A 23,299-nucleotide genomic window follows, 5' to 3' on the forward strand; every position below is an offset into this window, starting at 1 on the left:
TTCCTGTTCACCAGCGTGCAGGGGTGCGATGCATTATTTAAGCAAAGCAGTCCCCTTGCGCACGGGTGTGGCGCTGAAATGAATAAAGAGATTTAATTCGCCCGCTGAATTGCTTAATTGCAATTCAGCGAGCGGTATCGGTTGGTCTGGCATGGGATTTATTCCTAAGCAATAAAAATGAATAACATGATTCTTAATATAAAATATTAAGGACGAGCGCACCCTATTCATTAATAAATGATTAAATAAACGATAGGCGCATTATTTAATGTGATAAACACTAAATAGTAAATTGCCTAGCAGCTAGCTCGGCTTGTGATTACGCCTTAAGCCCCACTTAATTTGGTTTACATCGTGATGCTGGCTGAGGCTGATGGCCATCTGGTTAAAATTTTGCTGCAGATGGGCCGATAAATGCAGCAAGACCGACAAGCAGTATTTGCCTTCAGGCAGGCGAAAAACCTTTAGCTGCTGCGCCTGCAGGCCTAAGTGATTTAGATTTTGAATCAATAGCTTGCGCAGATTACTGATGCTAGATTCGGCACTGGTAATTTGCAAAAAATACTGTGAGTTATTGGTTTTACGGCCGTGCATAGCCCTTAGGGCAATAAAGATTTTTTTTAGATAATGCATGATTTTCCTCCGGTTAGGGGAGGATGCGCGGCTCTTGAAGAGCCAAATCAATAAGCGTGTACCGGCCCATTAAACCCTGTACGCATAGGCGTAGGAGCAGTTTATTAAGCGCTGATTCTTTCAGCAACAATGGAATAGATGAGTACGGGCGGCAAAAAGCCAAAAGACACCACACCCTGCGTAACAGGATATGGCAGATTGAATCTACTTTATCCTGCTATGCCGCGGTTACAAACACAGATTGATTACATCCGTCGTTGTCCACAGACAGCCTCTTAGATAGTTAATATGCAGCGGATTTTACCCAATAATTAATTAATGTCAATGCGACTTAATTAATTATTTTGTATTTGTGATTATTCAATGTGTTGAGTATTAAATATCTATTTGGGATTGAGTAGATTATCAGGCGTATTCATCTGCTTGAAATAAGCAGATTTGAATAGCAAGGTTCAGAAAAAATGCCCTCAAGAGATGAGGGCATTAAGCTTGCGTAGAAAGGCTGTGTCTAAGCGTTGCGCGCCGCTACTGTCGCGGCAAAGGCATCAATCATGGGTTGGATTCGGCTGTGCTTTAGCTTGAGTGAGGCCTGATTAACCACAAGGCGAGAGCTAATCTCACGGATGTCTTCTACTGCTACCAAATTATTGGCTTTAAGCGTGCTTCCTGTGGACACCAGATCGACGATGGCATCGGCTAGGCCCACCAGTGGGGCTAGCTCCATCGAGCCGTAGAGCTTGATTAGATCAACGTGTACGCCCTTGTTGGCAAAATGCTCGCGTGCGCACTGGGTATATTTGGTAGCAATGCGTAAACGCGCACCTTGCTTGACTGCGCCTTCGTAATCAAAGCCCTGCTGCACCGCCACCATTAGCCGGCACTTGGCGATCTCTAAATCTAGCGGCAGATATAAGCCCGCACCACCGTGCTCTAGTAGCACATCCTTACCAGCAATCCCCAAATCTGCAGCACCGTATTGCACATAGGTGGGTACATCGGTTGCGCGAACAATAATCAGCCTGACGTCTTCCAAATTGGTGCCAATAATCAGCTTGCGGCTGGATTCTGGTGCTTCAGAAGGGACAATGCCTGCTGCAGCCAAGAGCGGCAGCGTTTCCTCGAAGATACGACCTTTAGACAGTGCAATGGTAATCATGGTGGGTACCCGTGTAGGGGGCGCGGCAGCCGTGCCCTATGGCGATTATTTAAACAATTTAAACGAAACGGGATATTTAGAAGGCCAGCCATTAATGGCTTTCGCGCCTTCCCATAGTGCAAAAATAGCGGAGCCTATGGCTACCCACCAAAGTGGTAGCAGGCTTTGCAGGGCAAAACCTGCCAGCATCGCCAAGGCATAAAAGCAGCCCATTAAGAGCTGAAAATTGCAGGCGTTAATGGCATGTTGTTCAACAAAATCTGAATGCACCCGCGCAAATTGCAGTACCAGCACGGGAATCAATAGCGCCAGCGCCGCCATCGGCAAAATAGGTAGCCAAAATACACCCGCTAGATGGGCAAGGGCGGCGGCTCCTTTTTCGTTTTGTGAGGGAGGGCGCGGCTTATCGTCCTGCTCCTCTGCTGCGGGTTTGGGATTGAAAATCAGCATGGAGATACCTAGGTGTATGGGCGCGGCATGCCGCGCCCAACAAGCAATTAGGAAATTCTTTCGATTTGCGCACCAACCGCCGACAATTTACGTTCGATATGCTCGTAGCCACGGTCAAGGTGGTAGATGCGATCAACAATGGTTTCACCAGTGGCGATCATCCCTGCAATCACTAAAGAGGCCGATGCACGAAGGTCGGTTGCCATTACGGTTGCACCTTCTAGCTTTTCTACCCCAGTCACAATCGCGGTATTGCCTTCGGTATTGATTTTAGCGCCCATGCGGATCAGCTCGGGTGCGTGCATAAAGCGGTTTTCAAAGATGGTTTCGGTGATGATGCCCGTGCCTTGCGCTACACAGTTCAGCAGCATAAATTGTGCTTGCATATCGGTTGGGAAAGCTGGGTAGGGCATGGTGCGGATATTCACAGCCTTTGGGCGTTGCTTCATATCGATGGCGATCCAATCGTCTCCCGCTTCGATATACGCACCGGCTTCGCGTAGTTTTTCTAGCACGGCTTCCATGATGTCGGCGCGGGTATTACGTAATACCAGCTTGCCTTGCGCCACGGCGGCGGCGATCAGGAAAGTACCGGTTTCAATGCGATCCGGCACAATGGCGTGCTCTGCACCGTGCAGCTTGGCAACGCCTTCAATCGTGATGGTATCTGTACCGTGGCCGCTGATTTTTGCGCCCATTTTGATCAGGCAATCTGCCAAATCAACCACTTCTGGCTCACGTGCGGCGTTTTCAATAATCGTAATGCCATCTGCCAATGTGGCAGCCATCAGCAGGTTTTCAGTGCCGGTTACGGTAACCATATCGCAAACAATGCGTGCACCTTTTAGCTTACCAGTGGCTTTTACATAGCCGTGCTCGATCACAATCTCGGCACCCATCGCTTGCAGACCTTTGATATGTTGATCAACGGGGCGAGCGCCAATGGCGCATCCTCCTGGCAGGGAAACCTGAGCTTCGCCAAAGCGCGCTAAAGTGGGGCCAAGTACCAGAATCGATGCGCGCATGGTTTTAACCAGCTCGTAAGGCGCGATTAGGGTGGTGACTTCATTGGCGGTGATTTCGTACTCGTGCACGTTATCCGTCATCACGCGCACGCCCATGCCTTGCAGCAACTTTTGGGTGGTTTTTACGTCAGCCAGCTGAGGCACATTGGTCAGACGCAAAGTGCCTGCAGTCAGCAAGCTGGCGCATAAAATAGGTAAGGCGGCGTTTTTTGCGCCAGAAATTGAGATTTCGCCGGAGATTGGGTTGCCACCGATGATTCTTAGTTTGTCCATTTTTCTAACTCTGTTGTTGTCCACGAAAAATACAAAAAGCACGATTTTCGGCTTTTTGGTCGTCGTAGGATGTGCAGTGCTTGCACACCAATTTCACTAGGGGGTTATTTAAAACAATACCAAAGCAGCGCGGCAAGACCGGCGATTAGCCAAGGCAGATTGGTCAGTGCTGCCAGCTTTTGCGAGCTGCGATCCAGTGGTTTTCTGGCTTCAACGATGGCTTGCTCAAGCTTGGCGCGATTGTTTTCAATGGCGTCTAGATTGAAGCGATCATCTTGGCTCATTGGAATTGTTCAGCCCATTCGCTAGGAGTCAGCGTTTTTTCCAGCGATAGGGCGTGCAGTTCGCCAGAGTCGAGCTCTGGTTTAACCGATTCTTTCACTAAGCGATGACGCGCCAAAAGGCCAAGGCCTTCAAAGCGTGGGGATGCGATCCGTGCGTAAAAATGATGGCCATCGCCGGTGACTTCAACGGCGGTTGCGGCGAGGCGCTCGGTAAGCAAGGCTTGTACTGATTCGGGAGTCATGGGTTTATTGCCTTAATTTGTAACCAGATTTAATCAATGCGTAGGCAGCGCTGGCCACAATAGCCAAAGAAAGCGCCGCAACGGCTAAAGCATGCCAGGGCGATACATCGCTTACGCCAAAGAAGCCATAGCGAAAACCGTCAATCATATAAAAAATTGGGTTCCAGCTTGAGATGCCCTGCCAAAAGGCAGGTAAGCTATGAATGGAGTAAAACACGCCAGATAAAAACGTCAGTGGCATGATTAAAAAGTTTTGAAACGCTGCAAGTTGGTCGTACTTTTCTGCCCAAATCCCTGCCAGTATGCCAAGCGCAGCCATCAGCGCGGAGCTAGTCAGCGCAAAGACTAAAATCCATAGCGGGTGAGCAAAAACAGGCAGGTTAAACCACATGGTCACCAGCAAAACACCAGCGCCGACGACAAGCCCCCGCACCATGGCCGCCAGCAGATAGGCAAGGAAAAACTCTAGGTGCGATAGCGGTGGCAGTAGCGCAAAAATCAGGCTGCCAGTGACTTTGGATTGAATCAGGCTGGATGATGAATTAGCAAAGCTATTTTGCAAAATCGACATCATCACCAAGCCAGGAATCAAAAATGCCGTGTATTGCACACCAGGATAAGGCTCTACATGGCTATCAAGTACATGGGCAAAAATCAGCAGATACATCAGTGCGGTGAGCACTGGCGCTGCAACGGTCTGAAAAGCAACTTTCCAAAAACGCAGTACTTCTTTATAAAACAGCGTGTAAAAACCTTGCATAATCTCGTCTTGGCGTATGGGGCATTTGTAAAAAACTATTGGGGAGAAACCTTGTGCATTCGAGCGCCAGTGTATTTTTATTTAAACCCAAAGCATGCACCTCGGAGTACACAGAAGGCTCGGAGCCACGTAAAGAAAAGCTGCAAACTGAGTATTGCATTCGTGTTTGTAACCTTATTGCCTTTCTCTGTACTCCTCTGCGTTATCTTTTTACTCTGTGTGGCGCAAAATTTGGGTTTTCAGGCGATGTAGCTAAAAATCGCGTGCCCACCTTACTGCATCATATCCACAAAAATGGTTTCTAGATCTGGCTTGCCTACTTCGATATCTCTGAGCTGTACGGCGTTATTTCTAAGCTCGCTTAAGATCGTTTCAAGATCGCGGCAGTCTGCAAGTTTTAGCTCAAAGCCACTGTCTCTTTCGCAAATCAGCAGTGGGGTGAGTGATGCGGGAAGGATGGCGGGCTTAATCTTGATAAACAATTCGCGTGCAGCGCCACGGCTCATCAGCGTATCTTTATCTTCTAGTGAAATCAGCTCGCCTTTTTTGAGCATGGCGATGCGGTTACACAGTGCTTCGGCTTCTTCTAAATAATGCGTAGTCAGCACAATGGTGTGGCCGTTTTTATTGAGGCGGCGGATAAAGTCCCACAGGGTTTTACGTAGCTCCACATCAACGCCTGCCGTTGGTTCATCTAACACAATCACTGGCGGGCGATGCACTAAGGCTTGCGCCACCATGACCCGGCGTTTCATCCCACCAGAGAGCGCACGCATATTGGTATCGGCTTTGTCGGTGAGGCCTAAATTGTGGAGAATTTCATCAATCCACGCACCGTTATTGCGTAAGCCAAAATAGCCAGACTGAAACGTCAGTGTTTCACGCAGGGTAAAAAAGGGATCGAAAACCAGCTCTTGCGGAACAATTCCTACCGCGCGGCGTGCTTCGCGGTAATCTTTTTGTACATCAAAGCCCATCACCGAGATCTGGCCCGATGTTGGGCGTGAAAGGCCTGCTAAAGCCGAGATCAGTGTGGTTTTGCCTGCGCCATTAGGGCCAAGTAGCGCAAAAAAATCACCTTGCTCTACAGTAAAGCTCACCCCTTTTAAGGCGTGGAAATCGCCGTATTGTTTGGCTACGGAGTCAAAAATAATGGCGCTCAAGGGGCAACCCCAGCTGTGGCACTGGCGGTAGCAGGCGCGCTGGCGGGGGCACTTGTATTGGGAGCTTGTGATTTAGCTTTATCTGCCGCATCTATCGCATCCAATTCTTCATCGCTTGGCCCTAATTGCAGTGGTTTAGGTGGAGCACCATCCCATACGCGGTAATAACGCCGCTGCAGGTAAGAGTCACGCAAGAAAGCATAGGGATCCGCTTGTGCATCGATCACTTGATCTAAAGGCAATAGTTGGCGGCGCTGTTCTATGCCCCAAACGCCATAGCGAGTAATTTGCGTGCTGAGCTCTTGCGAGCCATTCCAAATATCTAGAGGATCCGCAAAGAATCGTACCGCTAGATCACTACTGTCGCGGAGCGTGGTTGGCCCACGTAGAGGAATCATTAAATAGGGGCCGGTGTCCATTCCCCAGCTACCAAGGGCTTGACCGATGTCTTCATCGCTTTTTTTAAGGCCCATATCACTGGCCCAATCAACTAAGCCAAACATGCCCAAGGTGGTATTGATGGCGACTCGGCCTAAGCTGTGACCGGCATCAGTGCCTTTACCTTGCAATAAAGCACCAAAAGAGACGAAAAAGTCATCAATATTTGAGAAGAAATTGTTCGCGCCCTGTTTGACTGGGCCTGGCGAGTATTTCTCGTGTGCTTCAGCCGCAGGCTTGAGAACCGCTTTATCAACGGTATTATTGAAGGCGAAAATGCCACGGTTTACCGGCTCGATGGGGTCGTAGTTATTCTGTGGCGTCGCACATGCGCCAAGTAAGAGAGCAAATAGAGGAATAAGGCGGCGCATGTGTGTGATTTGTTCAGTGATTAAGGTAGATATTCTAGGCTGATTTGGCCTGTTGCGGGCTGATAAATGATTACCTGCTCACTGGATAAACAGAACGCAGTGATACTTGCAAAACTACCGCAAATGTTGCCCATTATTTTAGGCTGCAAAAACTGTAGTGCAGTGTGGCCAAAAACGGCTATTTCAAGGGCAGTATTGCACTTACATCATAGAGGCGAATCAGCCCAGCAAGGCCCTCAGGTAGTTCAGAGAAGCAGAGCTCTGCGCCTTGTTTGCGAGCATTACGCAGCCAGTACAGCAACACCGCCACTGCGGAGGAATCTGCTGCACTGATTTGGCTAAGGTTTACTTCCAGTCGCTCGCCTTGGCTAAGCGTTGGCAAGGTAGCCAGCTGTGCTACGGCCGTGTCTAAAGTGAATTTACCACTGGCTTGAAATACATTCATTTGCTTGCGTTACGCTGTACGTTGTTGCGATCAGAAAGCTGCTTGATTAAGCCATCAATACCGTCTTTGCGGATGATTGCATTGAACTGATTGCGGTTGTTATTGATAAAGCTAATACCATCTACGGCAATATCGTAGGTTTTCCAGCCTGCATCGGTTTTTTCGAAGCTAAAATCAAGCGGAATTGGTTTTTGGCCTGGCAGGCTCACTTCGGTGCGCACGGCCATTTCGTTTGCATCATTCCCCGGACGAGTGCCTTTTACATCGACTTGGGCATTTTTATAAATTGAAAGTGCCGATAGGTAAGTGCGTACCAGCATGGTTCTAAATTCACGCGTCAAGGCTTGCTGCTGCTCTGGTGTGGCTGTTTTCCAATAACGGCCAACGGCCAGCATGGTCATGCGGTTGTAATCAGCCAAAGGGGCAACGCGGGCATCAACGAGATCGCGGGCTTTAAGCGGCTCCTTATCGTTTTTCTTGATGATATCCAGCACATCGCGGCTCACATTCTTAACGATGACTTCTGGTGCTTCAACCACTGCAGCTAGGCTACAAGTGGCGATAAAACTCATTGAGAGGGATAAGATCCATTTTTTCATTATTTTTGCTCCGATTTTTGTTCACCAGCGGTTTCTGCTTTGTTAAACAGGACACGGCTAATTAATTGTTCCAGCACGATGGCTGAAGAGGTAATGGTAAAGCTGTTGCCAGTGGCAAGCATTTTGCTGTCTGCACCTGAGGTCACACCAATATATTGCTCACCCAAGAGGCCGGAGGTTAGGATTTCTGCTGAGGCATCTTTGCTAAAATGATAGCGGCTATCCATATCCAGCTTCACCCGTGCAACGTAACGCTCTGTATCTAGAGTGATACTACTCACACGGCCCACTAAAACCCCAGCACTTTTCACGGGTGCGCGTACTTTTAGGCCACCGACATTTTCAAAATTTGCAATCAGCTCATAGCTATTGGATGCCGGAAGCGTGGTTTGGCTGCTAACGCGTAACGATAAAAACAGTAAGGCGGCAATGCCTGCAGCGGCAAATAGACCTACCCAAAAATCAATCATGCCTCGTTTCATTGTTTAAAAACCCCTTAATCTGATACGTAACGACAACTGACACATAACGAAAAAACCTAAACTTGCTGCATTAGATGCCTCTAAACATAAAGGCCGTGAGTACAAAATCGAGTGCCAGAATAACCAGCGAGCTTGTGACCACGGTACGAGTGGTGGCTCCTGAAACGCCCTCGGCGGTAGGTGGTGCGTCATAGCCTTCAAAAACGGCAATCAGCGAGATGGCAATACCAAACACCACACTCTTGATTACGCCATTGATGACGTCTTGGCGAAAATCAACGGCGCTTTGCATTTGCGACCAAAAAGCGCCCTCGTCCAGGCCCAGTAGTTTTACACCGACTAAATAACCACCAAAAATCCCCATCGCGCTAAACATGGCCGCCAAGAGCGGCATAGAAATCACCCCGCCCCAAAAGCGCGGCGCAACCACACGGGCAATCGGGTTAACCGCCATCATTTCCATGGCGGCTAATTGTTCGGTGGCTTTCATAAGGCCGATTTCGGCGGTAATCGCGGAACCTGCTCGGCTGGCAAAGAGCAAGGCACCAACTACCGGCCCAAGTTCGCGAACTAAAGACAGCGCAACTAAAATGCCCAGCGATTCGGTCGCACCAAAGCGCTGCAGTGTGTCATAGCCTTGCAGGGCTAACACCATGCCAACAAATAAGCCTGATACCGCAATAATCAAGACCGATAACACGCCTGCAAACCAAATTTCACGCATTGTAAGCTGAAATCGGAGTAGTGATGTGGGGGAATGACGCAGAATAGCCAGCATAAAGCGGCAGGCAAAGCCCAGTTTGATGATGACGTTGCTAAATGGTCGGCCCAATGTTGAAAAGGCTTTAAACAAAAAATTAGGCAAGGCGCGGCTCCAGACCAAGATCCGTGACATATGGCATGGCGGGTTTATGGAAAGGCACTGGGCCGTCTGTTTCCCCGTTAATAAACTGTTTTACAAAGGGGTGAGTTGAGGCGCGAACCTGCTCTGGCGTACCTTCAGCCACAATTTTGCCGTCGGCCAAAAAGTACACATAGTCGACAATCGAAAGCGATTCTTCTACATCGTGGGTCACAATCACCGATGCCGTGCCCAGTGCATCGTTTAGATCTCGAATAAGCTTGCCGATTGTGGCGAGTGAGATTGGGTCTAGCCCAGTAAATGGCTCGTCATACAACATCACCGCAGGGTCTAGTGCAATAGCGCGGGCCAGAGCCACGCGACGTGCCATTCCGCCGGAGAGTTCGGAGGGCATTTGCTCGCTGACTCCGCGCAGGCCAACAGCGTTCAGCTTCATTAGCACTAAATCATGGATCATGGCTTCGGGCAGATTGCTACGCTCCCTAAGTGGGAAGGCCACATTGTCGAAGACGGATAGATCGGTAAATAAAGCGCCAAATTGAAACAACATGCCGAGCTTTTCGCGCATCTTGTAAAGGCGAGCTTCATTCATGCTGCCAACATCGTCACCAGCAACATTGAGCTTGCCAAGATCTGGACGAATTTGCCCGCCGATGAGTTTGAGGAGCGTGGTTTTGCCTGAGCCAGATCCACCCATGATGGCGACCACTTGCCCACGCTTAATGCTAAGGGATACGTCGGTGAGTACCGCCCGTTCGCCATAGGCAAAGCTTACATTCTCAAATTGCACCAGAGGCATTTCGCAAGATACTCCAGCCATAAAGAGGGCTATTGTAGGTGGCTATGCTTCAATCAGATAGATGAAGTTTGTATGATTGTGTACGGAATTATTGCCATGCAACAAAGGTAGTCAGCAGGCCGTGCAGCTAATTCACTGTTATGACAAGCGTGTAGCTACACTTTCTTGCATTTGCTTATATTGTTTTTGCTTAAAAACCATGGATAAAAAAACCTAAATACAACACTTTAATTTAGCTATTTTGCAAATGTTACAAAATCTAGCTCCACACTATTGCAGTGCATTTTGCACTGTATTTAAGTTAATGCGCTCTGCATTTAGCTAGTCCGCTGTTTGTTTTACGTAATCCGCGTACTAGTATGAAAGCCAGTATTCATGTTTTGGCAGGATTACTTATGTATTTAGAGCACTTTGGCTTAAATGAACCCCCGTTTAGGATTACACCGCACCCAGAGTTTTTTTATACAGGTGCGGAGCGTGGTGCTACGCTAGATGCACTTATCTATGCGGTGCTGGCAGGGGAGGGTTTAGTTAAAGTGGTGGGTGAGGTGGGCAGTGGTAAAACGATGCTCTGTCGTGTTTTAGTTGAGCGCTTACCAGCCAATATTGATAGCGTTTACATTGCTAATCCGGCCATGAAACCAGATGAGCTGATGTTGATGATTGCAGATGATTTAGGCTTGGCCTGCGATGCAACGCATACCAGCGCTAAAGTCAGAGATTTGCAAGCCGCCTTGCTAGAGCGTTTTGCTGCAGGGCGGCAAGTGGTTATTTTGATAGATGAAGCGCACGCCATGCCGACGGCTAGTTTAGAAGCCGTAAGGTTGCTGTCTAATCTAGATCATGGCCACCATAAATTATTGCAAATTGTATTATTTGGCCAGCCAGAATTAGATAGCCGCTTAGCGCAACAAGATTTACGTCAATTACGTGAGCGCGTAACTCATGCTTTTCAGCTTGCCCCATTAAAAAGCGATGATATTGAAGCCTATATCGAATTTCGTATGCGTACAGCAGGCTATCGTGGGCCTGAGTTATTTCAATCTCAGGCGCTTAGGAAAATATTTATTGAATCAGAAGGCTTAACTCGGCGAATTAATATTCTGGCAGATAAATCATTAATGGCGGCATTTAGCCGTAGTGAGCATTCAGTGAATGCGCGGCATGTAAAAGCTGCAATTAAAGACAGTGCTTTTAAATCGCTTAGAAAGAAACCGATGATGGCGTGGTTACTCCTCTTGGGCGTGTTAACCGGAGGAGTTGGGGCAAGCTTAATTCAGCCATCAAATATAAAAGTGGCCTCGGCACCAGTTGCTGCCCCATTGCCTTTGCAATTAGCAAACACGGCCAGCGTTTCAATGCCAAGCCTTCAATTAAGTGAGGGGTTAAAAAATAAATTAAGCCAATCCAGGCAAAAATTTAATCGTGCCGAAGCAAATCATATTGGCATTATGCTCTTGGTTACGGATCGTGAGCATAATGAAGAGTTGGAAAGATATTTTTTAAAAACCAGCCAATTAATACCTAAAGATCAATTGCTTATTTACCCAGCAGAAATACGTGGTAAAAAAGGCTGGGGTTTGGTCTATGGTTTATTTACAGATAAATCTAGTGCTCAAGTAGCAATGCTGGCTTTGCCGGATCGATTAAAGAAAAACAAACCCATTTTGCGCACCGTGGCAGGAATGCGTGATGAGTTGTGGAATTTATAGCTTAATCTTCGCAGATTAATCATCTGCTTTATTTTATCTGTAGTATAAGCATGAGCACTTATCAATGCGGTGGCAAATTCCTATTCTGCTTTTTGTACTGAGTGCATGCGCTAATCAAACGGGCTTGCAAGTTGAAAGCGGACGCCATTTAGAATTAAAACCCATAGCCAGTAATATACCCAAGCCAATATCAAGCGCGCCAATGTTAGCTAAACCACAAGCGGTAGCAAAGACGGCTACTTATAGCGTGGTGGTGCACAATGTGCCGGTGGCAGAAATATTATTTGCCTTAGGGCGTGATGCAAAAATTAATGTGGATGTGCATTCTGGAGTCAACGGCAATGTAACCTTGAATGCTATTAATCAAACCCTGCCGCAAATTTTAGAGCGAATGAGCCGGCAAGTTGATTTGCGCTGGGAGTTGGAAAATGGCGTTTTAATTATTACCCCAGATATTCCTTATTTTAAAATTTATAAGATGAACTATTTTAATTTATCTAGGAATGTAAAATCTAATGTTACCTTAGCTAATTCGGTAAGTAGTGGGAGCAGCGGTTCTGGTTCTGGTAATAGTTCAAGTACGCAAATTGATATGGTGGCAGAGCATCAATTGTGGAAGCAAATAGAGGCAAATTTAAAAGAAATTTTAAATGTAGTAAAAAACGATGCACAAACAAGTGGAGCACAGCTGGGAAGTATTGTGCAGGATAAAAGCGCCATCGCCGTAAAAACAAACAGTTCTACTGATAAAAAAGAAGTGGTTCAAACGGCGGCAGAGGCAGCAAAAGCAGCTAAAGACGTTGCGCAAGCAAATAAAATAAATGCAGAAACTGAGAAATTAAAAGCGGGTGAATCACAGCCGATTAATAAAACTATATCCCCTTCAGCGATTAATAATAGCCGCCTTGTGATTATGAACCCAGAAACAGGAATTATCACCATAAAAGCCAGCCAAGCTGAGCATGTAAAAGTAGCTGAGTATTTAAGTGCGATTCAAGGTGGCGCATTACGGCAGGTATTGATTGAGGCAACAATTGTAGAAGTATTGCTTTCTGACCAATATCAAGCAGGTGTGGATTGGAGCCGTATTGGTACTACAGAAAATCAATTAAATTTCACTCAATCTAATGTAGCCAGTAATATGGCTGCGCCGCCATTTAGTCTTTTGAGTTACGCTAAAACAGGCGGTGTATTTAATGGGACATTTAATTTTACTATAAAGATGTTAGAGCAATTTGGCCGTACTCGCGTGTTATCTAGTCCTAAAATAATGGCGCTTAATAATCAAACAGCGGTCATGAAAGTCGTAGAAGAGCAGGTGTATTTTACGGTTAAAGTCACTCCCCCTGTGATTACTGATGGGAAACCAACCACTCAAGCCACTTATGATAGTGAATTGCATACCGTGCCGATTGGTTTGGTGATGCAGGTTACACCGCAAATATCTGAAGATGGCCAAATTGCCTTAAATGTGAGGCCGACTATTACTAATATTAATTCCTTTGTTGAAGACCCTGCGGTCGCTATTTTGGCGGCTAACAGCTCATCGCCGATTAAAAGCTTAGTGCCTATTTTGCAAGTCAGAGAATTTGATTCCACATTAAAAGTGGCCAGTGGGCAGGTGGCTATTTTAGGGGGGTTAATTCAAGACTCTTTAAATAATGATAGGCAGGGAGTGCCTGGAATTTCACGCTTGCCCTATGTGGGTGATTTATTTAGCTATCGGAACGATAAAGTTAAAAAAATTGAATTGGTGATATTTCTGCGGCCAGTTTTAATTAAAGATGCAAGCACGCAGGGTGATTTAAAAGATTATCAGCAGTTTTTGCCTAATGATCAATTTTTTAAAGGCAGTATGGATCATGATTTATCGGCATTTCAATCGGGTAATACGCCACTAGAGTCATCGCCATGAGCTTATTGCTGCAGGCGCTTAAAAAAGCGGAAGAAGCAAAACGATTGCGCGAAGCCGCTGCTCTGGAAGGTGAGCCGCAGGCTGAAGAGAGCGTAGCGGCTAGCCAGTTAGTGGCCACGCCGCTTAGCTTAAGTGAGTTAGCTTTGGAGCTGGAGGCCCCGACGGCGCCGCCGCATGACCTGAACCCACCGGTTAGTGAGGCACCAGTGCCACCGCCAATAGAGGCGAGCCCGTCCGTTGAAGAGTGGCAGTTTGTGCCTCTGCCCTTGCTTGAAGCGGCAGTGCTTGAGGCCGAACCAAGCTCTGTTATTCCCTTGCCTGAGCCATTAATGGCGACAGAGCCAGCAGGTTCGACTGCGGATATCCCTCCGCCAGTTGAGGATGATTTAACTTGGCTACAACCAGTTCCTGTGGCCCTCTCTCCTGTTCGTATCGCCTCAGTTACACCCGCGCCACAAGCAGAGCCAACCCTAACGCCTACTCCACCTGCTCCTGTGGCAAAGCCCTTAATTAAAGCGGCTTCACGCTCCAAAACACTGCCTTGGTTGGTGCTGGCAGGGGTGTTGATTGCGGGGGGGATGGGGGGTATTTTTGGTGGCAATATCAATCCTTAATGGTTGAGCACACACCTGCTGTTGCTGCGGTAGAGGCCGCAGCGCCGCCAGCTGCGTCAGCGTCTATTGCTATCTTGCCACCACCATCGCCTGCGGCTATAGAGCTGAATGAGCCTGCTGGGCAGGTAGAAGCGGCTGCACAACAAATCGCGCCTACAGCGATGCCACGGCAATTTAAGAGCGATGTGGCTAGCGTAAAAGAGCGCTCTGGCGGGCCTGATGGGGCGGGTGTGCGCTTTGATACGCAAAATAATGAGGCGGCAGTGCCACTGCCGCTGGTGATTGCTTACCGTGCCTTTCAAGAAGGGGACTATCGCCGCGCAGAGGAGGCATATCGGCAGATGCTGCAGCTTGATGTGCGCAACCGAGATGCTTTATTAGGCATGGCAGCGTTGGCGACGAAGCGGGGTGCGGGCAGTGAGGCGGCGCAGTTTTATCGGCAAATTTTGGCGCTTAATCCACGGGATGAGGCGGCTCAAGCGGGCTTGTATGCACTAACGCCAAGCAGCGAAGGTTCAGAGGCTGGTTTACGCCAATTAGCTAGCCAGCAGGCAGGGGCGGCGTTTGCTCTGGCTAATCTCTACGCAGGGCAAGGCCGCTGGAGCGAGGCGCAGAGTGCGTATTTTCAAGCTTTATCTCTGGATAGCAATAATGCCGACTACGCCTTTAATTTGGCAATTAGTCTAGAGCATTTGCAAGAGACTAAAACCGCAGCACGGTATTACCGCCAAGCCTTGGCAGGGCGTGGCTCTTTTGATCGGGCTGTTGCCGAAGCAAGACTAAAGGAGCTGGAGTTGCCATGAACGTGCCGGTCAGAAAACTGCCGCTGGGCGAGCTGCTGGTTTCTAAAGGCCTGCTTTCAGAAGACCAACTGCGGATTACCCTGTTTGAGCAGCGCCGCAGTGGCGTGCCCTTGGGCAAGTTGATGGTGTCGTTGGGCTTTATCTCAGAAGGCATTTTGCGGGATGCGCTTTCAGAAAACCTAGGCCAAGTTAGCGTTGATTTATCCAAAATTCTGGCGGATACACAGGCAATTAAGCTGATCCCCAAGGATGTGGCCAAGCGCCATATGCTGCTTCCAGTATCGTTAGATGTAGAGCGTAATAAGCTCACGCTGGCGATGTCTAATCCAAATAATCTGGTTGCGCTAGATCAAGTGCGCATGCTGCTTAAAGACAAGTACGAGCTAGAAACGCTGCTTGCAGCAGAATCTGATTTAAACCATGCCATCGATCAATACTATGGTTTTGAGCTGTCTATTGACGGCATTTTGAATGAAATTGAAACCGGCGTGATTGATTACGCTAGCTTGCAAAATGCCGAGGCGGAGTACAACCAGCCAGTAGTGCGGCTGATCGATGCTTTGCTGGCCGATGCCTGCACGCGCGGCGCATCGGATATCCACTTTGAGCCTGAATCCTCTTTTGTGCGGATTCGCTACCGCATTGACGGTGTGCTGCGGCAAATTCGCGCCCTGCACAAAACCTATTGGCCAGCGATGGTGGTGCGGCTAAAAGTAATGAGCAATATGAATATCGCCGAAACCCGCTCGCCACAAGATGGCCGAATCTCGCTGACCCTTGCTGGCCGCCCGCTGGATTTTCGGGTGGCGGCTCAGCCCACGACTTGGGGCGAGAACGTGGTTTTGCGGATTTTGGATCGTCAAAAAGGCTTGGTAAAGCTAGATAAACTGGGGCTTAGCAAAGAAAACCTCTATCTATTACAGCTGATGATCGCTCGCCCTGAGGGTATTATTTTGGTGACCGGCCCAACAGGCTCAGGCAAAACCACCACGCTTTATTCGATCTTAAGCAGCGTCAATACCGAAGCCGTCAACATTATGACGCTGGAAGACCCTGTGGAATATCCGATTCCTATGCTGCGGCAAACTTCGGTCAATGAAGCGGCGAAAATGGATTTTGTGAACGGTATACGCTCTATGATGCGGCAAGACCCAGACATCATCTTGCTGGGCGAAATCCGTGACCGAGATACCGCCGATATGGCATTTCGCGCGGCCATGACTGGCCACCAAGTTTACTCAACCCTACACACCAACTCCGCCATCGGCTCAATTCCGCGCTTATTGGATATTGGCGTACTGCCTGATGTATTGGCGGGCAATATTATCGGCATTATCGCCCAGCGCTTAGCCCGAAAATTATGCCCGCTTTGCCGTGATCCTTATCAGCCAGATGACTTTGAACGTCGCTTACTTGGCGTACCTGAAGAGGTGGGAGAGCTCACAATTTATCGCCCAGCAGGCTGCCCAAAGTGCGACCACCAAGGCTATAAGGGCCGGATTACGGTGATGGAAGTATTAAAAATGAGCGTCGAGCTGGATGAGCTGATCGCCAGACGCGCCACTCGGCTAGAGATGAAAAAAGCCGCTGAAGTACAAGGCTTTAAAACCATGGCCGATGATGCCTGCCGCCACGTTATCGACGGCATGACCTCGCTGGCAGAAATTTCCCGAGTGATCGATCTGACCGACCGAGTGGGCTAAGTTAAATAAGGAGGATAGCAATGTATGTACGTGAACATATCTCACGAGTGATTGATGGCAAAACGTATAACACCCGCACCGCTTTAAATTGCCATATGCACACCGAGTCAAAAGATGATCAGGGTGTGCCTTATATCATTGATCTTTATCGCACCAAGAAAGATCAATATTTTTTGGTTGAGCACAACATTCCTCATCCCTATATGGAAAAGGAAAAAGCTGCTGTGGTAGATGTGTTAACACCCATCTCTCTAGAACAGGCCGAGGAGTGGGTCGAAAAATACTGCCCTTGGCGTAAGGAAAAAATATTTGCAATTAATAGCGAAGCAAACCTCACTACCTTAACGCTGCGAATCGACAAAATGACCAAGGCGCAATTGGTGGCACAAGCCACTAAACATAATTTAACGCTCAATGCCTACTGCTTGCTGAAGCTTGAAAAAATACTTTATGAAAAAGACGCTCCACGCGGTGGTGCAGGTGTTTTTCTTGAGCGTGGTTTGAATTTGCGTGATTAGCCCTACAACCATTCTATGGGCGCTTGCCGCATTCTCTTTGTAGGTGCTGCACGGCATGTGGGGATTACAAGCAAATAAGGGAAGCAGATGCAGTTTATCTATCGTGCTGTAGATAGCGCTGGCTTAATAAAAAAGGGTAAGTCAGAAGCTAATAACCTAGCAGATTTAGAGCTGCGTCTAGAGCGCTTGGGCCTCAGCCTGATTCACGCTAATGAGGCTTCTATAGGTGGTGTTTTGGGGGGTAAAAAAGTAGATAGGCGGGAGCTGATTACTTTTACTTTTCATATGGAGCAGCTAATACGGGCAGGGGTGTCTATTTTGGAGGGGCTATCTGATTTGCGCGATAGCTTAGAAGAGCCGCACTTTCGTGCCGTGATTGCCAATTTAATTGAAGATATTGAAGGGGGCAGCCAGTTTTCACAGGCTTTGGCGGCACACCCACAAGTTTTTGATGCTATTTATGTAAATTTAATTAAGGCAGGAGAAGCCAGCGGTAAATTACCTGAAGTATTACTTAATTTAACCGATTCATTAAAATGGCAAGACGAACTGATCTCTCAAACTAAAAAAATCATTATGTACCCCGCTTTTGTGGGGGTGTTGGTGTTGGGAGTAATTACCTTCTTAATGATTTATTTAGTGCCTCAACTCGTTTCCTTTGTGGCGGCAATGTCGCAAACCTTGCCTTTAAATACAAGAATATTGATTGCTATTTCAAATGTATTTATTAATTATTGGTGGGCAATATTTAGCACCCCTGTTATTTTGTTTTTTTCAATTCGTTTTCGCCTGCGCCATGATGAAAAGTTCAGACATCAATTTGATGGCTGGAAATTAGCGATCAAACCCTTTGGCCCTATTTTGCATAAAATTATTTTGGCACGTTTTGCCAATTTTTTTGCGCTGATGTATGCGGCAGGGATTCCTATTTTGGATTGCATTAAGATTTCAGAAGGGATTGTTAGCAATAGCGTTGTGGCTGAATCTTTACAGCGTATTCAGGCGCAAATTCGAGAGGGGCAGGGGGTTACGGCGAGTTTTAGCCAGGAAAAAATGTTCCCTCCCTTGGTATTACGCATGTTAAAAGTGGGCGAGGGTACAGGGCAGTTGGATCATGCTTTGATGAATATCTCCTATTTTTATAACCGTGATGTCAAAGAATCTATTGAGCGCGTACAGGCCCTCGTAGAGCCCTCGCTTACCGTGGTATTGGGGCTGATTTTGGCGTGGATTATGTCCTCAGTGCTGGGGCCGATATTCGATACGATTAGCAAAATACGATGAGCCATATTCACCGCACCCTTTTATTATCAAATACGCATTTGATTGCCTTGCATATAGAGCAAGGCCAATTAGTTGAAGAGGATTGCTTTGGTTTAGATGAGATGGGGAAAGAAGCGTTTTTAATTTATTTGGAGCAGCGAAAAGAGTTTGTTTTTAGTTTATTAGTGGATGTGGTGGAAGAAGATTTTCAATTGGAATCTATTCCTCATTTGGGAAAAACAGATCGCCGTGCCTTATTAATGCGCCGTTTAGAGCAAAACTACCGTACCACGCCTTATCGCCGCTTTATTGTGCAAAAAGAAGGGAAAAAGGGAGAGCAAGATCAGGTATTACTATCGGCCTTAAGCCCTGCTGCGCCGATTGGTGCGGTGGTGAATGCCTTATTAGAGAAAAAAGTAGTGTTGCAAGGCATTTACTCGGTGGCGCTATTGGCAGGGGAAATGATGCACCGCTCAGGTCTAGGGCTTGCACATTATTTGTTGATTTCATTTAGCTCTGACGGTGGGATGCGGCAGACGTATTTATCGGCAGAAGGGCTTAAATTTAGCCGCGTGAGCAGTTTGCCAGAAGGAATAGATTTGCAAGACGCGGTGCGGATGGCCGAAGTGATTGTGCTTGAGTCCTTACGTGCTAGGCAATATTTATCCACCTTACGCATGCTTGGTCGTGACGATAAAGTGCAATTGGCCGTGGTGGCGCCTAATGGCTTAGATTGCCAAGCCGCGATCAGCCAGCGTTTGCAAGCCAGTGGAGAGGCGGGGCATTTTACGATTAGTGATGTGCCGTTGGGTTTGTTGGCACAAAAATTGCGGCTCCCCGCCGGGGATTCGCTGCTTAGTATTTTATGTAGCTGGCTGATGCTGCGGCCACCCGCCAACCACTATGGGCAAGCCCAGCATTTAATCCACGCGATATGGCAAAAATGGGGGCGAATGCTGCGTTATGGCGCGTTTGTTGGTTTGTTTTTTGTGCTGATTTGGAGCGGCTTGGCGATGCAAGAGGCGAGCGATGTGCAGGCCTCGATTAACCAATCCTTGAAAAAAACGGCGCAAATTGATGAGCGTTTGCGCCGGTTTAATCTCTTGCTCAAGCAAAGCAATGCCAGTGATCCTGCTGCCATGAAAGGCGTGCATGAGCTATATAACCAGCATTTGCTGACTTGGCCTGATATCGAATTAACGCTGCAACAAGTCAGCCAAGTGTTGCTGGAGTTTCCTGAGCTAAGCTTAGATGAGCTACGTTGGCACTCTGGCCGTGCGCCGGTAGAACCTGCTACCCAAGCAGCAGCTGAGGCACCGGCTGAGGTGGCTCAGCTGCCCGTTGTTTTGGAGTTACAAGGGCGGGTTGAGCCATTTTCACAGCAGTATCGGCAGGCTTTAAACAGTGTAAATCGCCTGAGTAGCCGCTTATCTACCTTACCAAATGTAAAAGTAGAGACGTTGCAATTGCCTTTAAATATTAGCTCTACAGCCAGAGTGGAGGGGCAGGTGCTGGCGGATGCAGCCGATGATAAGCGGGTTGATTTTGTGCTGCGCTTAAGCTGGGGGCCAAAAGCACCATGAAAATAGTTGGACAAGCCTGGCAATTTATTCGTCACGATTTAATCCTAAGTGGCGCAGCGCTGGTCTGTGCGTTGCTGCTTATTGGCCTTACACAAACTTACCTAGGCTATATGCAAGCCGAGCAGCAGGTTTTGCGTAGCCATTTGCAAAGCTTAACGTTGCAAGCTGATGCCCAAGAAACCGCGTGGAATAATGCGGTGCAATATGGCGCGCTTTATCAGCGCTTAAGTAGACAGGGCATCATCAATGCGGAGCATCGGCTAGATTGGATTGAATACTTAACTGAATTAAATCGGGAAGTGCCGCAGTTGAAGATTGTTTTTCGGCTGGATCCACAGCGCCCTTTGAGCGCGGTGGTGGAAAACGTGCAGCTTTATGGCAGCAAAATGCAATTGAACTTTGAGCTTAAAAATGAAGAGGTGTTTTCAGATGTTCTAGCAGGGTTGCAGCACCTGCCTGGCTGGCCAGCTCCTGAGCAATGCGTCTTAACCCGCACTGAGGAGGCTAGAATAAAAGTGGCGTGTGATATTGAGTGGCTGAGCATCGGCCCTATTGCTCCGCCCGAGGGGGAGGTGAGCCAATGAAGTACCGATTATTGCTGATGCTGTTCCCTAGCATGTTGGCTCATGCAGATTGGGGTAAGTTATTTTTTAGCCCTGCTGAGCGTGCCTTATCAAGGGGGGATGGAAGGCCGCAGGCAGAAGCGTCTGCGGTGATTGATACGTTTAGATTAGATGGTGAAATCAGCCGTAATGGTAAAAAGCTGCGCTGGGTAAATGGCGAGCTTAGCCGTATCCCGCTTCCCTCTGGGCTGAAAGTTGGCCAAACGCTGACGCGAGAAACGGGTGTGAAGCGCGATGTCTATCAGCCGCAGCAGGACTAAGTATGCAGCGCGGATTTAATCAACGTGGCGCGATTGCCTTAATGCTATTGATGGTGGTGGGCCTAGGTATTGCCGCTGCTGTTTTATCGCGCTTTAGCCATCACACTTTTGAGCTACACCGAGAGCAGCAAACATTGAGTGCGCTGGCGCAAGCTAAGCAAATTTTGTTGGCCGATGCCTTGGCAAAGCGCGGAGGTACGTTGGTTCGCCCAGGCGAGTTTTATTGCCCAGATCGCAATGTGCAAGGTGAGGCGGGCTATGGGCAGAGTGGTTTAGGTTTAGCCACGCCATCTTGCCCTAGTAATCAGCCCGCTACCCGTATCGGCAGAATTCCTTGGGCAACTTACCACTCCGAAGAATTACGCGATAGCTCGGGTGAGCCTTTATGGATGGCGGTGGCCGATGGGTTTCAGGAAAGAATAACGCAGCCGCTTAATAGCGATACCGCCCCCCAAGCGCCTAATCCTTGGTTTTTTGCCGCAGCCAATAGTGGCGCGCAAGCTTTATCTGATGCAAGTGATCCTATTGTGGTGGTGATTTTAGCCCCTGGCCCGGCTCTGGCTGGGCAAAACCGCAGTACTGCGGCGCAGCAACGTAACCCAAACAATTATTTTGAATGTAATCGGCCAACGGTGGGGGGGGCTTGCCTTGGTTCCCCGAATAACTACGCTAATACTAATGCTACGCTAGGCCGTTTTTTAGATGGCCCACGCTTAGATAGCAGCGGCAATCCAACGCTAAACGATAGAATTATCACTATTCGGCGCAGTGAATTGCTGAGGCCTTTAGAGCAAAGAGCGGCCAGGGATTACCAGCAGTTATTCGATTTATGGGCAAGGCAGGTGGGCAGCAAACGTCTGCTGCCTAGCCCGAGTAATCCGCTCGATGTGGGTTTGCCTTTCCCCGCCAAACCAGATGACGTGGGCTGTACGCAAACCGGCGCAGTTAGCTTGCTGCCATCGGCGTGTGCACCGAATCCCACCATTTGCCAAGGCCGCCCACCTAGATCGGTGGAGCTAACAGGGCTCGGTTTAGCGGTTTCTCCTTTGTATTTGGTGAACCCCATTAATATGCCCACCAGCATCGCTAGTCTGGCTAACTGGCAAAGCTTGCTGAGTGAATACGATTGGCTTTATCGCAATCGCTGGGAGCAAGTGTTTTTTTATGCGGTAGCCAATACACCAAGCTGCGCCTTGCCAGCTATGCAATTACTCAATATGCAGCTGCCTAGTGATATGGCAGGGGTAGAGGTGGTATTGATGAGCACAGGTGTGGCGCAAACGGGGCAGCTTCGCGGCACGGTTTTAGAAAGAGCCAGCCTAAGTAATTATTTAGATTTGGCAACCAGCCCTATTGCACCACCACCCTTTGCAAGCAACATTAACCAAACGGCTTGGGGTGCGTTGCCTAGCAACCGCTATGCCAAGATGCAAGCGGTGGATGTGGGCAATGATGCTTTGTATTATCGCTATACCTCAACCACTGTGCCGCCTGCAGCGCCGAAATGGCTGTATGCCCCAAAGGATAGACCATGAAGCAGAGTGGCTTTACCCTGGCTGAAATTGCCATTGTGCTGGTGATTGTTGGCATTATGCTGGCGGGTGGTTTGGGGGCATTTAAGGCGCAAACCGATGCGCAGCGCAGCAATGATGGCCGCGCACAATTGGCTGAGATTAAAGAATCCTTACTGGGTTTTGCCGTACAAAATGGCCATCTGCCTTGCCCTGCCAATCCTGCCTTAACTACCTTTATTGAAGATCGAGCGGCTAACGGTACGTGCAACCGTGCCCAAGGCAGCATCCCTGGCGCTAGCCTAGGTTTAGCCAAATCAACCGATCCCTATGGCCAGCCGTTTACTTATCGAGTGAGTACCGATTTTGCCGATAATGGCCCTGCCTCATCTCCCCCAGTGATTACAGACAGCAATCAAACCTTGGGAGGATGCCCGCTTGGGAGTGTGGCAGCGGCTGGAATTAGTTTTATGCTTTGTTCGCAGGGGGATATTTCTGTGTTGCCAACCTCAGGCGCAGCAACGCCATTGGCTTCACAGCTGGTGGCGGCGATTGTGATGCACTTTCGCCACGGCCCACCCAATGCAGGGGTGGGATCGGTGGATGAGCAAGAAAACACCAGCAACAACACCACATTTATTAGTAAATTACGCGTCGATGATAATCCGGCCACGCCAGCGGACGAAGAATTCGACGATATAACGGTTTGGATCAGCCCCTCTATTTTGATCGCCAAAATGCTGGCGGCGGGTAAACTACCTTAATTGGTTAAGCATAAAAAAACCCCACAGCCGGCTGTGGGGTTTTTTGTG

Annotated in this window: 26 protein-coding genes; 12 read left to right on the top strand and 14 right to left on the bottom strand. The window is 48.4% G+C overall.

What is annotated here, in order from left to right:
- Positions 1 to 303: 303 nt before the first annotated feature.
- The 14 genes from C1H71_RS09285 to C1H71_RS09350 form a co-directional block, all read right to left on the bottom strand.
- A complete protein-coding gene (locus C1H71_RS09285) occupies positions 304 to 633 on the bottom strand; it encodes a hypothetical protein (RefSeq protein ID WP_130106307.1) in 330 nt (109 codons plus the stop codon).
- A gap of 508 nt (positions 634 to 1,141) precedes the next feature.
- Positions 1,142 to 1,789, bottom strand: coding sequence for an ATP phosphoribosyltransferase (gene hisG / locus C1H71_RS09290; protein WP_130106308.1), 648 nt, complete (start codon positions 1,787 to 1,789; stop codon positions 1,142 to 1,144).
- Between the two features lie 45 nt (positions 1,790 to 1,834).
- Positions 1,835 to 2,239, bottom strand: a complete 405-nt coding sequence (locus C1H71_RS09295; protein ID WP_130106309.1) for a DUF4870 domain-containing protein — start codon at positions 2,237 to 2,239, stop codon at positions 1,835 to 1,837.
- 47 nt (positions 2,240 to 2,286) lie between these two features.
- A complete protein-coding gene (gene murA / locus C1H71_RS09300; protein ID WP_130106310.1) occupies positions 2,287 to 3,537 on the bottom strand; it encodes a UDP-N-acetylglucosamine 1-carboxyvinyltransferase in 1,251 nt (416 codons plus the stop codon).
- Between the two features lie 104 nt (positions 3,538 to 3,641).
- Entirely contained in the window at positions 3,642 to 3,821 is a 180-nt protein-coding gene (locus tag C1H71_RS09305; RefSeq protein WP_130106311.1) for a hypothetical protein, read from the bottom strand.
- Positions 3,818 to 4,063, bottom strand: coding sequence for a BolA family protein (locus tag C1H71_RS09310; protein WP_130106312.1), 246 nt, complete (start codon positions 4,061 to 4,063; stop codon positions 3,818 to 3,820). The genes C1H71_RS09305 and C1H71_RS09310 overlap by 4 nt, the downstream gene beginning before the upstream one ends.
- A gap of 4 nt (positions 4,064 to 4,067) precedes the next feature.
- The gene (locus C1H71_RS09315; protein WP_130106313.1) at positions 4,068 to 4,823 is read right to left on the bottom strand and encodes an ABC transporter permease; all 756 of its coding nucleotides are present in this window, start codon (positions 4,821 to 4,823) and stop codon (positions 4,068 to 4,070) included.
- Positions 4,824 to 5,095: 272 nt separating this feature from the next.
- Positions 5,096 to 5,986, bottom strand: a complete 891-nt coding sequence (locus C1H71_RS09320; protein ID WP_130106314.1) for an ABC transporter ATP-binding protein — start codon at positions 5,984 to 5,986, stop codon at positions 5,096 to 5,098.
- Positions 5,983 to 6,795 (bottom strand): MlaA family lipoprotein, encoded by an 813-nt coding sequence (locus C1H71_RS09325; protein WP_130106315.1) that lies wholly within the window; start codon positions 6,793 to 6,795, stop codon positions 5,983 to 5,985. Before C1H71_RS09325 ends, C1H71_RS09320 begins: the two co-directional genes overlap by 4 nt.
- A 178-nt stretch (positions 6,796 to 6,973) precedes the next feature.
- Complete coding sequence (locus C1H71_RS09330) at positions 6,974 to 7,240, bottom strand: STAS domain-containing protein (protein WP_130106316.1); 267 nt, start codon at positions 7,238 to 7,240, stop codon at positions 6,974 to 6,976.
- Positions 7,237 to 7,839 carry an MlaC/ttg2D family ABC transporter substrate-binding protein gene (locus C1H71_RS09335; RefSeq protein WP_130106317.1) on the bottom strand — a complete coding sequence of 201 codons (603 nt, stop codon included), beginning with the start codon at positions 7,837 to 7,839 and terminating at the stop codon, positions 7,237 to 7,239. Before C1H71_RS09335 ends, C1H71_RS09330 begins: the two co-directional genes overlap by 4 nt.
- Complete coding sequence (gene mlaD / locus C1H71_RS09340; protein WP_262488422.1) at positions 7,839 to 8,309, bottom strand: outer membrane lipid asymmetry maintenance protein MlaD; 471 nt, start codon at positions 8,307 to 8,309, stop codon at positions 7,839 to 7,841. The genes C1H71_RS09335 and mlaD overlap by 1 nt, the downstream gene beginning before the upstream one ends.
- Positions 8,310 to 8,391: 82 nt before the next feature.
- Positions 8,392 to 9,186, bottom strand: a complete 795-nt coding sequence (mlaE, locus tag C1H71_RS09345) for a lipid asymmetry maintenance ABC transporter permease subunit MlaE (RefSeq protein WP_262488423.1) — start codon at positions 9,184 to 9,186, stop codon at positions 8,392 to 8,394.
- Positions 9,179 to 9,982, bottom strand: coding sequence for an ABC transporter ATP-binding protein (locus C1H71_RS09350; protein ID WP_223146026.1), 804 nt, complete (start codon positions 9,980 to 9,982; stop codon positions 9,179 to 9,181). Before C1H71_RS09350 ends, mlaE begins: the two co-directional genes overlap by 8 nt.
- Before the next feature lie 359 nt (positions 9,983 to 10,341).
- On the opposite strand from C1H71_RS09350, the gene C1H71_RS09355 reads away from it, so the two are divergent.
- The 12 genes from C1H71_RS09355 to C1H71_RS09410 all read left to right on the top strand — a co-directional run bounded on the left by C1H71_RS09355 (position 10,342) and on the right by C1H71_RS09410 (position 23,251).
- Positions 10,342 to 11,694 carry an ExeA family protein gene (locus C1H71_RS09355; protein WP_130106321.1) on the top strand — a complete coding sequence of 451 codons (1,353 nt, stop codon included), beginning with the start codon at positions 10,342 to 10,344 and terminating at the stop codon, positions 11,692 to 11,694.
- Between the two features lie 64 nt (positions 11,695 to 11,758).
- Positions 11,759 to 13,609, top strand: a complete 1,851-nt coding sequence (mshL, locus tag C1H71_RS09360; RefSeq protein ID WP_130106322.1) for a pilus (MSHA type) biogenesis protein MshL — start codon at positions 11,759 to 11,761, stop codon at positions 13,607 to 13,609.
- On the top strand, positions 13,606 to 14,223 hold the full coding sequence (locus C1H71_RS09365; protein WP_130106323.1) for a hypothetical protein: 618 nt from the start codon (positions 13,606 to 13,608) through the stop codon (positions 14,221 to 14,223). The genes mshL and C1H71_RS09365 overlap by 4 nt, the downstream gene beginning before the upstream one ends.
- Positions 14,223 to 15,026, top strand: coding sequence for a tetratricopeptide repeat protein (locus tag C1H71_RS09370; protein ID WP_130106324.1), 804 nt, complete (start codon positions 14,223 to 14,225; stop codon positions 15,024 to 15,026). Before C1H71_RS09365 ends, C1H71_RS09370 begins: the two co-directional genes overlap by 1 nt.
- Positions 15,023 to 16,729, top strand: coding sequence for a GspE/PulE family protein (locus C1H71_RS09375; RefSeq protein WP_130106325.1), 1,707 nt, complete (start codon positions 15,023 to 15,025; stop codon positions 16,727 to 16,729). Before C1H71_RS09370 ends, C1H71_RS09375 begins: the two co-directional genes overlap by 4 nt.
- Before the next feature lie 20 nt (positions 16,730 to 16,749).
- Entirely contained in the window at positions 16,750 to 17,247 is a 498-nt protein-coding gene (locus tag C1H71_RS09380) for a hypothetical protein (RefSeq protein ID WP_130106326.1), read from the top strand.
- 87 nt (positions 17,248 to 17,334) lie between these two features.
- Positions 17,335 to 18,531, top strand: coding sequence for a type II secretion system F family protein (locus tag C1H71_RS09385; protein WP_130106327.1), 1,197 nt, complete (start codon positions 17,335 to 17,337; stop codon positions 18,529 to 18,531).
- On the top strand, positions 18,528 to 20,093 hold the full coding sequence (locus C1H71_RS09390) for a hypothetical protein (RefSeq protein ID WP_130106328.1): 1,566 nt from the start codon (positions 18,528 to 18,530) through the stop codon (positions 20,091 to 20,093). The genes C1H71_RS09385 and C1H71_RS09390 overlap by 4 nt, the downstream gene beginning before the upstream one ends.
- Positions 20,090 to 20,677 (top strand): hypothetical protein, encoded by a 588-nt coding sequence (locus tag C1H71_RS09395; RefSeq protein WP_130106329.1) that lies wholly within the window; start codon positions 20,090 to 20,092, stop codon positions 20,675 to 20,677. Before C1H71_RS09390 ends, C1H71_RS09395 begins: the two co-directional genes overlap by 4 nt.
- The gene (locus C1H71_RS09400; RefSeq protein ID WP_130106330.1) at positions 20,674 to 20,976 is read left to right on the top strand and encodes a hypothetical protein; all 303 of its coding nucleotides are present in this window, start codon (positions 20,674 to 20,676) and stop codon (positions 20,974 to 20,976) included. Before C1H71_RS09395 ends, C1H71_RS09400 begins: the two co-directional genes overlap by 4 nt.
- A 2-nt stretch (positions 20,977 to 20,978) precedes the next feature.
- Positions 20,979 to 22,511 (top strand): hypothetical protein, encoded by a 1,533-nt coding sequence (locus C1H71_RS09405; RefSeq protein WP_130106331.1) that lies wholly within the window; start codon positions 20,979 to 20,981, stop codon positions 22,509 to 22,511.
- A complete protein-coding gene (locus C1H71_RS09410) occupies positions 22,508 to 23,251 on the top strand; it encodes a type II secretion system protein (RefSeq protein ID WP_130106332.1) in 744 nt (247 codons plus the stop codon). Before C1H71_RS09405 ends, C1H71_RS09410 begins: the two co-directional genes overlap by 4 nt.
- Positions 23,252 to 23,299 lie beyond the last annotated feature (48 nt).

The organism is Iodobacter fluviatilis (assembly GCF_004194535.1).
Classification (GTDB): Bacteria; Pseudomonadota; Gammaproteobacteria; order Burkholderiales; family Chitinibacteraceae; genus Iodobacter; species Iodobacter fluviatilis_A.